The following is a 13,516-nucleotide window of genomic DNA, read 5'->3' as shown; positions in this document are numbered from 1 at the left end:
AGACTACAGCTGAAAAGGGCTGAGATCACAAGCGCATTAAGAAGATTAACCAATGTTAGTAGGGGGTTTATCGGCAGCGGCAAGTAAATGTTCAATCACAACGGCGCGCCGGCCCGCAGCCAGACGCGGTGCGTCAGGCGACGCTTTCCCAGCGCGAGTAGAGAGGATAGTACTGTTGCCAGCAGAGCGCTGCCGGGCTTTGGTCGGCCAGCTGTCGGCACTGTTCCGGTGCGACAAAGGCCGGGATCACCTGTTGTGCCGCCGTCTGCCTGATTAGCGTCAGCTGATCGTCAAGCGGTGGATGGACGTTCCACGGCAGCCAGCGGGCAGCCCCGGTTTGCAGCATCTCAGACGCGCGCGTACCGGCGGCGACGTGACTGCTGAAGATCAGGCGGAAGTCGGGCTGATGGCTGAGCTGAGCTGCCAGCCCACTGTCGGCCACCGCATCCGCTGCAACGATCACCGCATCCGGTCGCCAGCACGCCGGCGTGGCGATGCGCAGCAGGCTGGCCAGCGCCAGCGTAGCCGCAGCGGGCAGGCTGTTGAGCGCCAGCAGCTGCGCCACCTCTTCCCGCACCTGCGGGCACATCACCACCGGCAGTCCGCGCGCACTGAGCTGCAGCGCCATCTCCGGTCCGCGTCCGTGCAGCGGCGCGGTAACCACCGCGCCCGGCCTGGCCGCCTGTGCCAGCGCGTCAATCTGCTGCGCCAGCCGCTGATTCCGATCGCCATAGGAGCCATCGGTGATCAACAGTCGCGCGCGTGGCGGACAGTCAAACGGCAACAGCAGCGACTCGCGGCTCCAGTCACCCATATAGGTGATGCCGCCCGCCACCGGCAGATGAAACCAGATCGATCCCGGCGAATGCCCGCTGCGTCCGGTGAACAGATTCAGCGGTCCCAGTGCGCACTGGCCGCGCAGCGGCAGAATGTGCCGCGCCGGCTGCGGTACGCCGCACTCGCCCAGCTGCTGCCAGGTGAGATCGCTGGCATAGACCGGCGGTGAACCGATGTCGGCCCAGCTATCGAGCGCCGCCGCATGATCCACATGGGAATGGGTCAGGCAGAGCGCATCGACCTGACCGATAGCGGAGATGGCAGGCCGCACGCCCGGCTCCGGCCCGGCACCTAAATCCCACAGCAGCCGGTATCCCTCTATCTCCAGCAGGAAAGCGGCCGGCAGTTTACCGCCGACGCCGCTGATCACCGTCAGGCTTGCCATGGCAGCACTCCCTGCGGCAAACGGCGCGTCAGCCGCGACGCCAGCAGCATCAAGCCCAGCACCACCAGGATCATCAGGCAGCCGACGGCCGCCGCCAGCGGTGCCGATCCGCCTTCATCAAGGAAGATAATGGTCGGGCCAAGCGTCTGGGTTTGCGCGGTGACCAGCAGCACCGAAACCTGTATTTCATTCAGCGCGGTGAGGAACACCAGCAGCGCGCCAGCCAGTACCGAAGGGGCCGCCAGCGGCAGCAGGATATCAATCATTCGCCGCATCAGGCCTGCACCGCACAAGCGCGCCGCTTCATCCAGCGAAGGTTCAATCCGGGCGAATCCGGCCAGCGTCGGCCTGAGTACCAGCGCGAGGAAGTTGGCCAGATAGGCCGCGAGAATGATCCACACCGTGCCATACAGCGAAAAACCGAGCAGCGGCAGCGGCCGCAGGAAAAACAGTATCGCTGCCACGCCGGTGACAATGCCGGGCAGCGCATAGGTCAGTTCACTGGCGAACCCCAGCCCGCGCACCAGCCGGGTGCGACGCCAGCTAAGAAAGAAGGCCAGAAACAGCGCCATGATGCTGAGCAGCACCGCCGTCAGACCGGTGAGCCACAGGCTGGTAAAGAAGGCCTGACGGATCGCCGGATAGCCCCACAGCGCCTGCTGAAAATTCTCCAGCGTCAGGGTTTGCCTGTTCAGCGCCTGACCAAAACCGCGGGTTAACGCGGTGGTCAGCAAGGCGCTGAGCGGCAGCAGCAAAGTGGTCACCATCCACAGCCAGGCGGTGATTTCGATCGGTAGCCGGCTGTGACGCAGCGGCTGGTGCCAGGGGCGCGGCGAGCCGCTGACCCGCACATCGCGTCGCCCGCCGAGCCAGCCGCTGATCAGCATCCCGGCGAGGGTGATCAGCGCAATCAGCATCGAGTAGACGGCAGTATTGGGCAGCGCATCGGGTCCAAGGGTATTGAGCTGTTGATACACCAGCGTAATCAGCGTCGGCACCCGCGCCGGAATCCCCAGCATCGCCTGAATGCCGAAGTTGCCGACGGCGGCGACAAACGCCAGCGCCGCCCCGGCGAAGATCGCGGGTCGCGCCAGCGGCAGGATCACCGTCAGCAGGATCTGGCGCGGTGATGCGCCACTGACGCGGGCCGCCTCGATCAGTTCAGCGGGTAAGCGACGCAGCCCGGCACGTACCGTCAGAAACACCAGCGGCGCATTGTGCAGCCCCAGCAGCAGCACCATGCCGGTCGCTGAATAGAGCGGCTGCTCACCGGCCGCCAGCCAGGAACCGCCCAGCGCGTTGACCAGCGCGGCCAGCGCGCTTCCCGGTGCCAGCGCCTGAACCCAGGCCAGCGCGGTCACCTGCGGCGGGATCATCAGCGGCAGAATAAAGGCAAATATCCAGGCGGCTTTGGCGCGCAGATCGGTCAGCGCCACCAGCCAGGCGGCCACCGTTCCCAGCAGCAGCGACAACAGCGTCGCGCTGATGCCGATGGTCAGAGTATTCAGCGTGGCGCTGAGCACCCGGCGGCTGGTCAGTAACCGCAGCAGACGATTGCCATCCACCACGCCATCGGGAGCCAGCGCGGTGCCGATCAGCCGGGCAAAAGGTGCCACCGACAACAGGCCGATCACCAGTACCAGCAGCGCCAGCAACAGCGGCTCCGCCCGCCATCTGCCGCGCCTGGCGGCCTGACCGCTACGCCATTCGTTGCCCAGCACGCTCATGCTCAGCCGCCAAACAGTTCGGTAAAGGTATCGCGTACCTGGGCATCATCGGCCACCGCTTTCGCCACGTCCGGCGTCAGCAGTTTGATCTGGTCAATTGGCGCAAAACCCTCAGGTGCCGCCACGCGCGCATCCACCGGCCGGTTGCCCTGCTTCGCCACCAGCTGCTGACCCGCTTCCGACAGCATGAAATCAACAAACGCTTTGGCGGCTGGCAGATTATGCACCGACTTCATGATCGCCACCGGCTCGGTCACATAGGAGACGCCCTCCTGCGGATAGACCAGATCGATGGGTGAGCCCTGCTTTTTGGCGCGGATAATATCGGCATCGGTGATGACGCCATATTTATCCATGCCGCTGGCGACCGCTTTCAGCGCCGGTCCGTTACCGCCCTGCGGCGCGATGCCGATCGCCGCCAGCTGTTGATAGAATTGCCAGCCGATCGATGGCGTATTGATATCGGTGTGCAGCTTGTAGAGCGCCGCGCCGGAATAGAGCGGGCTGGGCACGGCAATCTGACCGCTGTTTTCCGCTACCGCCAGCGCTTTCCAGCTGGTGACCGGCTTCGCGCGCTGGGTGTTGTAAGCGATCACCGTGGCGATAATTTTGGTGCCGAAGAAGGTTTTATCCGCATCGTAATAGGCGGGCTTCAGGTGGCTGACCGGCGCGGTTTGATAGGGATAGAGCTGCCCCTCTTTTTTGAGCGCGCCCAGATTGATCGCGTCGGCGACCAGCAGCACATCGGGTTTCACCTGGCCGCTCATCATCTCGGTATGCAGCACGTTCATCAGCTGGGTGGTGCCGTTGCGGGTCCACTCCACCTCAACTGCTGGATAAGCGGCTTTGAAGGCATCAATGGTCTGCTGGGCGATTTCAGGTGCCTGCGAGGTGTAGATCACCAGTTTGCCGCCAGGCGCATCCGCCGCCTGCGACAGGGTTGAGGCCGTGAAGCCCGATAACAACAACAGCGCGTGGAGCGAAGTACGAAAAGCCGTTTTCATGGTCAGTGAAACCCTTTATGCAGGAAGAATCCAGCCGTCATCGACGGCGACGCCGACGGTGTCATCCACCGCCAGTAAAGCCGCATCGTTAAGCGTCAGCGACAGGCTGACATCCGGTTGATTAAGCGGACGAAGATTGATCTGATGGTGGCCGCCGCGAAAGATAATGCGTTCGACGCGTGCGGCAAACTGGCGTTCATCTGCCGCAGCCAGATGGAAACTGACGCTGTGGAAGCTGGCTTTGCCGTGCGGCAGCGGTCGCTGGCGAGGCGAACAGCGCAGCAGCACCCGCAGTCCGCACAGCGTGGCGGTGGCGTTGCCGGGGTCCAGCGGTTCAATGTCGCTGACCGGCAGCACCCGCCCGTCATCAATAAAGGTCGCGACCATCTCGTTAGCCGGTTCGCGCCACAGGGTCTGCGGACTGGCGAACTGCATCACTTTGCCGTGATCGAGCACCACGATGCGGTCGGCCAGCGCCATCGCTTCGCGTTGATCGTGGGTGATATAGAGTAAGGTGGCGCCGCTGTGGCGATGGAAGCGGCGGAACTCCTCTTCCATGGTGGCGCGAAGATGGACATCGAGGTTAGCCAGCGGCTCATCCAGCAGCACCAGCGTGGGCCGGGCTACCAGGCAGCGCGCCAGGGCCACGCGCTGGCGCTGGCCGCCGGAGAGATCGGCGGGTCGGCGGTCGGCGAAGCGATCCAGCCCGACCAGCGTCAGGGCCTGGCTGGTGCGCAGCAGACGTTCTGCTCGTGCCACACCGTTGACTTTCAGGCTGTAGGCGACGTTTTCCGCCACCGTCATATGCGGCCACAGGGCGTAGTTCTGAAAGACCACGCCGAGATCGCGCGCTTCCGGTGGCAGATGCAGCCCATCTGCGGCGACCTGCCGCTCACCGATACGAATTTCACCGCTGTCGAGCGTTTCAAAACCGGCCAGCAGCCGCAGCAATGTGGTTTTGCCACAGCCCGATGGCCCGAGTACGGCGACAAATTCGCCCTGATTAATCTGTAACGAAATTGCGTCCAGTACCGGCTGCGTCCCGAAGGCTTTGTGCAGCCCGGTTAACGAAATTGCCGCCATCTTATTCTGCCCCTGCCATTTACGTTCTGGGCAAAACGCTACGACAGTTTGATGACAGCCCGGTGACAACCGGGCTCAATCGTCGCGCTACACCGTCAGGCCGCGACAAGCCGGGCGGACGCGCCGGGATTTACTGCTGAGAGGTCAGCGCCGCAATCGGCTGCCAGATATCGGTCATCGCGCCCTCTTTGCCGGTAAACGGGTCCTGATGCGGCAGCGGAACGTTTTTGACCTGCGCCTGCGACGCTTTCAGCTTAGCGGGCTCATCACGCAGCGTTTCCGGTGACATGCCCTGCGGATAAGCGCCGACGACCAGAAAATCTTCGCTGGCGCTGACCTGCCGGTGTCCGACGCCCGCCGGGATCAGGACCGCATCCCCGGCACGCAGCGTGACCATCCGGCCGCTGTCGCCGCCAAACAGTACTTCTGCCCAGCCCGCCGCCACGCCCAGCAGTTCGTGGGTATTCGGGTGATAATGGGTGTAGGGGAAAATCGGGTAGCGCCAGGCGGGCGGCCAGCCATGTTGCCCGAAGGTTTTTTCAAACCAGGCCGCGATATCCTCTTCCTCTTCTGGCACCACGCGTGGCCAGATAATCAGGGGTAACGGGTTGTTTGGCACACCGCCCGACGGGCTGGCGAGCATCAGGTGCTGGGGGTTGTCAGAGGCTCCGGCAGAGAAGGTGCCCGCGGCGAACGACATCAGCAACATCAGACTGGAGGATTGAACAGTCATACAGGTTCTCCGGTTTTTTTCTAAGTGTGGCAAAGCCGGGCCACAATGCAATGTGCGCCAGCCGACACAATTAACATAATTAACTGATATTGCTAACTAAAGCCAAATGTGTCGTTAACAATGTTGCGACGCAATAGCGCAGCGGTTGATGATGGTGGTTATCACTGAGCGAAAGTGTTGCAAAATGTCAGGCGGGAAGTGCGATCACCACGGCAACTGTTATATAAAAAATGCACAAATCTGTTTCTGATATCCTTGACTGTTATCTGTTCTAATCGTTAACAGATGACAGTGAGGTAAAAAAATGGACGCTATTAAACAAATCCTGATCGACGAGATCGCTACGCTCAACCGCGAAGAACGTCGCGACAATCTGCCGCGCTTCAGCCTCTCTTTTCTGAAAAACCATCCCGGTCTGTGGGCAGTGATGTACCTGTGCTACGGCCTGTGTGTTGCACTGATTTTCACGACAGAGATGCTCGGCTGGCCCGCCTTCTGGTTTGCCACCGCGTTTGTGCTGGTGATGAGCTTTTTGATGCTGCTGGATATCAATCCAAAATACCGTTTTGAAGATATTGATGCGCTCGATCTGCGCGTCTGCTACAACGGCGAATGGTACTACGTTCAGCCGGTGCGCGAGCAGGCGATATCACGCATTCTGTCGCTGCCGGAGACGCCGGAGCGGGTTAAAAGCGGCATTCAGCGCCTGCTGACGCAAAAAGGCGAAGTCGATTTTTATGATGTCTACTACCTGACCTGGGGCCATCAGGACGCGGCGCGCGTCTGACCCTGCGCCATCAGCCTGCCCAGCGTCTCAATCGCCGCCTCGGCCCGCGTATCCCACGGCCAGGCGGTGTTGAGCCGAAAACAGTGACTGAACTGCTCCCCCGCCGAAAATAACTGCCCCGGTGCGATACTGATCCCCTGCGCCAGCGCCTGCTGATACAACTGCGTAGTATTGATGCTGTCCGGCAGCGTCACCCAGAGGAAATAACCGCCACGCGCTTCGCTCAGCGTCGCCTGCGCCGGTAACACTTTCAGCAACGCCTGCCGCACCATCTGCTGGCGCTTCGCCAGAATCTGCCGCAGCCGTTTCAGGTGGGTATCGTAACGTCGGGTGGCGAGGAAATCGGCCAGCGCCAGCTGCATTGGCGCACTGGTCGATAAGGTACTCATCAGTTGCAGACGCTGAATGCGCTGCGCATGCTGACCGGCCGCCACCCAGCCAACGCGGAATCCCGCCACCAGCGACTTCGAAAACGAGCCACAGTGCAGCACGTTGCCCTGACGATCCCAGGCTTTGGCGGGCAGCGGCGGCGTGTCGCCTGACCAGAGTTCAGCGTAGACATCATCTTCAATCATCGGCACCTGATAACGCGCCAGCAGCGCCACCAGCTGCTGCTTACGTTCGGCGGATAAGGTGACGCCCAGCGGGTTCTGCAAGGTCGTCATCAGCCAGCACGCTTTCACCGGCCAGCGCTGCAGCGCCTCTTCCAGCTGCACCAGATCGATGCCGTTCTGCGCATCTACCGGAATCGCCAGCGCCTTGAGCTTCAGCCGCTCAATCGCCTGTAACGCGCCATAGAAGCTCGGCTGCTCAATCACCACATAATCGCCCGGCTCGGTTAACGACTGCAGGCTGAGATTAAGCGCCTCCAGCGCCCCGCTGGTAATGACGATCTCATCCGGCGACAGGGTAATGCCCTGACGCGCATAGCGCTGCGCCAGCAGCTGCCGCAGAGTGGCGTTGCCGGGCGGCAGATTGTGCAGCGCATCGGTGGGAGTCAGCTGATGGGAGACGTTCGCCAGCGAGCGCATCAGCTGGCGCTGCGGAAACAGCGCCGGGTCGGGAAAGGCGGAGCCAAAGGGGACGATGGCGGGATCGCGGGTCGCCTGCAGCACATCAAACACAAAGTCGTTAATATCGACCTGCTCGCTGATGGTGACGCTGAGCGGCGTGGAGGCCAGCGCGCGCGGCGCGACGTAGTAACCCGACTGTGGTCGTGAGACGATCCAGCCCTGACTCTCCAGCAACTCATAGGCGTGCAGCACCGTCATCAGGCTAAGCCCCTGCTGCGCAACCTGCTGGCGCAACGAGGGTAAACGGGTGCCCGGCAGCCAGATGCCGGCCTCTATCTGCTGCTGAATCTCATCCATCAATCGCTGGTATTTCGCCACGGGTCGCCTCTCCTTTTCCACCCGCGAGACTTTACCATGCACGACGGTTAATGACAGGCCGGGCTTGCCACTTATCTTGCCTGCACGGTGTCAGGCAGGCGCAACCTCTGTGGCTAACGGCGATTCATCGGGCGTGAATGGCGCGCCCATCTCCACTTTTTCATCACCGACAAAATTAGCCAGTTCATCGATCCGATCGGGCGGAATCGGTTTCCCTAGCAGATAGCCCTGCAGCGTGTTGCAACCGAGGCTGGTGAGAAAGGCCTGCTGCTCGGCCGTTTCCACGCCCTCAGCCACCACTTTCAGCTGTAGCGACTGCGCCAGCGCCACAATCGCTGAAACAATCGTGGCATCTTCGCTGTGATGCTGCAGTTCATTGACGAACGCCCGATCGATCTTCAGTTCGCTGGCCGGCAGGCGTTTCAGATAGAGCAGGCTGGAATAGCCGGTGCCGAAGTCATCAATCGAGGCTTTTACCCCAAGCGTGGTCAGTTCTGTCAGGATGCGGACGCTCTCATCGGGATCGCGCATTGCGGTGGTTTCCGTCACCTCCAGCGTCAGCAGCTCAGGCGGGATCTCATGGCGTGCCAGCGCCTCGGTGACGGTTTCCACCAGATTGTTCTGTTCAAACTGTAATGCTGAGAGATTGACCGCCACCGACCAGTGCGGATGGCCCTGCAGATGCCACTGTCGCAGCTGACGACAGGCTTCGTGGATCACCCAGTTGCCGATGCCGACGATCATGCCGGTTTTTTCCGCCATCGGTAAAAACTGGTCCGGCGTCAGCAGACCCCGCTGCGGATGCTGCCAGCGCAGCAGCGCCTCAAAACCGAGGATCGGCCCGCGTGGCGCGCAATATTTAGGTTGATAGAACAGGCGCAGCTCGTTGTTATCCAGCGCCTGCCAGAGATCGTTATTAAGCTGGAGCTGGCTCTGCGCCAGGATGTTCATCGACGGCTGGAAGAAGGTGTAGCCGTTGCGTCCGTTGTTTTTGGTGTGGTACATCGCCGCATCGGCGTTAAACATCAGTTCCCGCTCATTCACCCCATCGCCCGGATAGACCGCAATGCCGATGCTGAGTGACACCACCAGTTCATAACGCGAAATATCAAACGGACGATCGACCGCTTTTACCAGCTTATCGGCAACGGCGGCCGCATCGTTGGGATCGTCAATCTCAATCAGCAGCACAAACTCATCACCGCCCAGCCGCGCCAGGGTGTAGTAACCGGCCATCTGCTGGCTCATGCGTTCGGTCACGCCAATCAGCAGATTGTCGCCAATATGGTGGCCAAAGGCGTCATTTACCGCCTTAAAGCCATCCAGATCCATAAACATCAGCGCAAATTGCGTCTGCTCACGGTTCGCCTTGTTGATCGCCTGTTCCAGCCGGTCCTCCAGCAGGATGCGGTTCGGCAAGCGTGTCAGGTTATCATGCAGCGCCAGCTGTGCCAGCTCACGGTTCGCCTCGGCCAGCGAGCTGGCGAGAATCGAGGTGCGCGCCTGCATACGGGCATCCAGCATCGACACCAGCAGCGTAATGCCGAGGATCGAGATAGTGACCACCGTCACCAGAATCGCCAGCCAGTTACTGTTAACGCCCTGCTGCGTTGGATGGCTGTGCAGCGGAAACTCTGCTGCCATCATGCCGGTATAGTGCATACCGGCGATAGCCGCGCCCATCACCACCGAGGCACCGAGTCGCAACAGCGTAACCCGGCCGGTCTGCCCTTCACGCAGATTAAAGGCCAGCCACAGCGCCGCACCGGACGCCGCCAGCGCGATCACCACCGAGACGGCGATCCAGCCCCAGTTCCAGACGATACCGGGCGCAAACATCAGTGCCGCCATGCCGGTGTAATGCATCGCTACCACGCCGCTGCCGAGAATCAGCGCCCCGCCCGCCAGACGCGGTAACGGCAAATCGCCGTTGCACACCAGCCACAACGCAAAGATAGAGGCGCAGACCGCGATGCCGGCCGAAAAGGCGGTGAGCCCGGCGTTGTAGCTCATCACCATCTCCATGTTCATCGACAGCATCCCGATGAAATGCATCGCCCAGATGCCAATCCCCATCGCGAAACCGCCGCCGAACAGCCACACCAGCGCCACTTTGCCGGTTGAATGCACCACCCGTCCCGCCATGTCTAACGCGGTAAACGAAGCCAGCATCGCAACAAGAATCGAAACGATGACGATAAAAGAGTCGTATGAGGTCACTAACATAGTGCATTCCCGAGAAAAGCCGTGCCAGCAGCTGGGTGGGTTGAGTAAGGATCAGGGATGGTCTTGTTGTATAGGTTATCGGCAATACCTGCCGGTTAATTAACCTGTCACGATAACTGTTTTCGATGTATTCAAGCGTTAAAAGCTATCGTCAGAGAGCGGACTGTCAGGGGATCTGCGCCGCGGACATGCTAAACTCGCCGACCCGCTCAGCGGGCGTTGGCTTGCCCAGCAGATAACCCTGCAACGCATCAAAACCCAGCCCGGTCAGTAACTGTTGCTGCTCTTCCGTCTCGACACCTTCTGCCACCATCCGCAGATTGAGACTCTGCGCCAGCGTCAGCATCGCAGTCACCACGGTCGCATCTTCGCTGTCGGGCCGCAGGCAGTTAATAAAGCTGCGATCGATCTTCAGCTCGCTGGCGTCCAGATGTTTCAGATGCAGCAGGTTAGCGTAGCCGATGCCGAAGTTATCGATCGCCACGCTGACGCCAGCCTGGTGTAATTCACCAATACGCTGCTGGCTGAAGATCGGGTCGCGCATGGCAATGGCTTCCGTGATCTCCAGCATCAGCTTCCCGCTGGCCAGCTGATGGCGCGCCAGCGTCTGCGTAATGGTTGCCAGCAGATCGCGTTGATGAAACTGCAACGCCGAGAGGTTAACCGACACCGTCCAGTCGCTGTGGCCCTGATTATGCCAGATCTTCAGCTGGCGGCAGGCTTCATTAATCACCCAGTTGCCCAGCGCTACAATCTGACCGGTTTTTTCCGCGCGCGGCAGAAACTGATCCGGCATCAGCAAGCCCCGTACCGGATGCTGCCAGCGCAGCAGCGCTTCAAAGCCGATCAGCATCGTGCCGCTGGAGCGAAATTTTGGCTGATAGAACAGCCGCATCTCCTGGCGTTCCAGCGCTTTCCACAGGTCGTTGGCCAGCTCTAGCTGATGCTGCGTCGCGGCGTTCATTGCCGGCTCGAACAGGCACCAGCCGTTGCGGCCGTTATGCTTGGTGTGGTACATCGCCGAATCGGCATTAAACAGCAGTTCCTGTTTATTACGGCCGTGCAGCGGGAAGATAGCGATGCCGGCGCTGAGCGATACGTGCAGCGAGTAGCGATCCAGTTCAAAGGCGACGTCGATTACCCGCACCAGCTTTTGCGCCAGCTGACTGGCGCCGCTGGCATCACAGCCTTCCGCCATCAGCACAAATTCATCGCCGCCCAGGCGCACCAGCAGCATCGCGTCGCTGAGCTGGCTGCGCAGCCGTTCCGCTACCGCAATCAGCAACCGGTCACCAACGTGATGTCCCCAGGTATCATTGACCGCCTTGAAGCCATCGAGATCCATGTACATCACCGCAAAGCTGCTCTCTTTAAGCATCGCCTGTTTGATCGCCAGGTCCAGCTGCTGCTCCAGCATCACCCGGTTGGGCAGCGCCGTGAGGTTGTCATGCATCGCCAGCTGGCGCAGCTCCTGGTTAGCGCGGTTCAGCCTGGCGGTCAGCCGCGCGGCGCGCAGCTGGGCATCCAGCATCGAGCTCAGCAGGGTGACGCCAAGAATGATGAGGGTAATCAGGGTGACCCACACCGCCAGTCCCGGATTGCCGACGCCCTGTGGCTGCATCGCGCTGAGGTGGCTGAACTGCGCCGCGGCCATGCCGACATAGTGCATTCCGGCAATGGCAAACCCCATCACCAGCGACGCCAGCGCGCGCATGATCAGCAGAGGATATTCCCCCTGGCGCAGATGAAACGCCAGCCACAGCGCAACACCGGAGGCGGCAAAGGCGATCAGCATCGAGAGCGCCACCAGCGGCCGGTTCCAGTGCGGCTGCGGCGAGATCAGTAACGCATGCATACCGAGATAGTGCATTACCACCACGCCCGCGCCGAGGATCAGGCTGCCGCGCAGCAGACGACGCCGGGTAAGGTGCAGGCCTCCCACCGTCTGACCAAACGCCAGCATCGATGCCAGAATCGCCACCAGCAGCGAGATGATGGTCAGCCGGAGGTCGTAACGCAGGGTCATCGGCAGCATCATCGCCAGCATCCCGATGAAATGCATCGCCCAGACGCCAATCCCCATCGCGGTGCCGCTCACCAGCAGCCAGAGCCGGGCGATCCAGCCACCGGAAACGGCAACCCGCCCCGCCGTGTCCAGCGCGGTAAACGAAGCAATAAACGCGACGATCAGCGAAACGCAGACCAGAACGCCATCCCAGGAGACCTGTAGCATATGCAACTCCTCACCACCCGCTGGTGAACGGGTGCTGTGTAAAGCCTGAATAATCGATCTGAAAACACCCGTCGGGTGAAAGTTATTTAGCGCCAGGTTTAATGTTGTCGTGACGTCCTGGTAACGCGCGCTCTGCGAAGCATGACCGCGACTCGCTGGCCACCGCACTGAGCAGTAAATCGTTATTTTGTCTGATTGGTGCAAGAACATATCACCGAAGCAGAAAGGGCGATAGAGGGGACGAAAATAATGATTTTCGCTTTACCTCTTCCCTGTAATGCCTTGCCGTTACTGGGTTATCGGCCAGTCACCCCATTTGATTAATGAAAAATAGCGGGGCGTTATTCGCGTGACGCTTTAACTGTTCTATAGTAAATAAAACTGATATAAATCATTTAGCTTATGTCCAGGATGTTTCTTAGGACTATGGCATTACTTAGATGGTTATGATTATTTTCTCTATTTTTGGGTTGAACCGTTAAATTAACACCGGGTGAAAAAGCACTGACTCTGGATAATCGGTAAGGAATGATTATGAAACTCAAGCTTTTTCTTTTGGCTGCTGCTGGCATTACCACCGCGCTTCCGTCATTAACGCTGGCGGCAACCACCTCGGGCACCATCAATGCGACGCTGACGCTGACCACCGGTTGTCTGGTAAACGGTCAGTCCGCCACCGCCGGGGTTAATTTCGGTACCCTGAACTTCGGCAGCAGTGCCGCCACCTTTGATACCCTGAACGCCACGCTGGTCGGTGCGGCAGGCAACGGTATTTTTGTCCGTTGCACCACCGGCCAGGATTACAATGTGGTGGTCACCAGCAGCAATACCGCGCCTGCTACCGTCTATGGCACGGCGTCCACTTCGCCGCGCTATCTGGTGCTGGGCTCAGATAATGCGCAGGGCATCGCCTACACCCTGTATAGCGACGCGTCTTTCACCACGGCGATTGCCAATAACACCCCCATCGCGGCCAGCGGCACCACCGATCCTACCCTGGGCACTAACTATGCCATTTACGGTCGGGTGGTTGGCGGAGGCTTTAACCCGCTGATCCCTGCCGGAACCTATACCGACACCATTAACGTCGCCGTGAACTATTAACTGCAT

At 60.4% G+C, this 13,516-nt stretch carries 10 protein-coding genes; 2 read left to right on the top strand and 8 right to left on the bottom strand.

Annotated elements, in window-relative coordinates; genetic code table 11:
* Positions 1-133: 133 nt before the first annotated feature.
* The 5 genes from LZU96_RS03740 to LZU96_RS03720 form a co-directional block, all read right to left on the bottom strand.
* The gene (locus LZU96_RS03740; RefSeq protein WP_233987117.1) at positions 134-1,222 is read right to left on the bottom strand and encodes an MBL fold metallo-hydrolase; all 1,089 of its coding nucleotides are present in this window, start codon (positions 1,220-1,222) and stop codon (positions 134-136) included.
* Positions 1,210-2,949 (bottom strand): ABC transporter permease, encoded by a 1,740-nt coding sequence (locus tag LZU96_RS03735; protein ID WP_233987116.1) that lies wholly within the window; start codon positions 2,947-2,949, stop codon positions 1,210-1,212. The genes LZU96_RS03740 and LZU96_RS03735 overlap by 13 nt, the downstream gene beginning before the upstream one ends.
* 2 nt (positions 2,950-2,951) lie before the next feature.
* A complete protein-coding gene (locus LZU96_RS03730; protein WP_233987115.1) occupies positions 2,952-3,953 on the bottom strand; it encodes an ABC transporter substrate-binding protein in 1,002 nt (333 codons plus the stop codon).
* A gap of 15 nt (positions 3,954-3,968) precedes the next feature.
* Complete coding sequence (locus LZU96_RS03725) at positions 3,969-5,036, bottom strand: ABC transporter ATP-binding protein (RefSeq protein ID WP_233987114.1); 1,068 nt, start codon at positions 5,034-5,036, stop codon at positions 3,969-3,971.
* Between the two features lie 130 nt (positions 5,037-5,166).
* Complete coding sequence (locus LZU96_RS03720; protein ID WP_233987113.1) at positions 5,167-5,769, bottom strand: cupin domain-containing protein; 603 nt, start codon at positions 5,767-5,769, stop codon at positions 5,167-5,169.
* Positions 5,770-6,073: 304 nt separating this feature from the next.
* On the opposite strand from LZU96_RS03720, the gene LZU96_RS03715 reads away from it, so the two are divergent.
* Positions 6,074-6,556: a YlaC family protein gene (locus LZU96_RS03715; RefSeq protein WP_233987112.1), complete on the top strand. Its 483-nt coding sequence runs from the start codon at positions 6,074-6,076 to the stop codon at positions 6,554-6,556.
* On the opposite strand, the gene LZU96_RS03710 is transcribed toward LZU96_RS03715, so the two are convergent.
* The 3 genes from LZU96_RS03710 to LZU96_RS03700 all read right to left on the bottom strand — a co-directional run bounded on the left by LZU96_RS03710 (position 6,535) and on the right by LZU96_RS03700 (position 12,406).
* On the bottom strand, positions 6,535-7,947 hold the full coding sequence (locus LZU96_RS03710) for a PLP-dependent aminotransferase family protein (protein ID WP_233987111.1): 1,413 nt from the start codon (positions 7,945-7,947) through the stop codon (positions 6,535-6,537). The two genes, LZU96_RS03715 and LZU96_RS03710, sit on opposite strands and share 22 nt — an antisense overlap.
* 90 nt (positions 7,948-8,037) lie before the next feature.
* Positions 8,038-10,173, bottom strand: coding sequence for a putative bifunctional diguanylate cyclase/phosphodiesterase (locus LZU96_RS03705; RefSeq protein ID WP_233987110.1), 2,136 nt, complete (start codon positions 10,171-10,173; stop codon positions 8,038-8,040).
* Positions 10,174-10,339: 166 nt separating this feature from the next.
* A complete protein-coding gene (locus LZU96_RS03700; protein WP_233987109.1) occupies positions 10,340-12,406 on the bottom strand; it encodes a putative bifunctional diguanylate cyclase/phosphodiesterase in 2,067 nt (688 codons plus the stop codon).
* 534 nt (positions 12,407-12,940) lie between these two features.
* Between LZU96_RS03700 and LZU96_RS03695 the strand changes: the two genes are divergently transcribed.
* Positions 12,941-13,510: a spore coat protein U domain-containing protein gene (locus LZU96_RS03695; protein ID WP_233987108.1), complete on the top strand. Its 570-nt coding sequence runs from the start codon at positions 12,941-12,943 to the stop codon at positions 13,508-13,510.
* Positions 13,511-13,516: the final 6 nt, after the last annotated feature.

Origin of the sequence: Pantoea agglomerans (assembly GCF_021397715.1) — a bacterium.
In the GTDB taxonomy this organism is placed as follows: Bacteria; Pseudomonadota; Gammaproteobacteria; order Enterobacterales; family Enterobacteriaceae; genus Pantoea; species Pantoea astica.
Note: the sequence above shows the minus strand (reverse complement) of the source record. Positions and strands in the feature narration are given on the sequence as shown.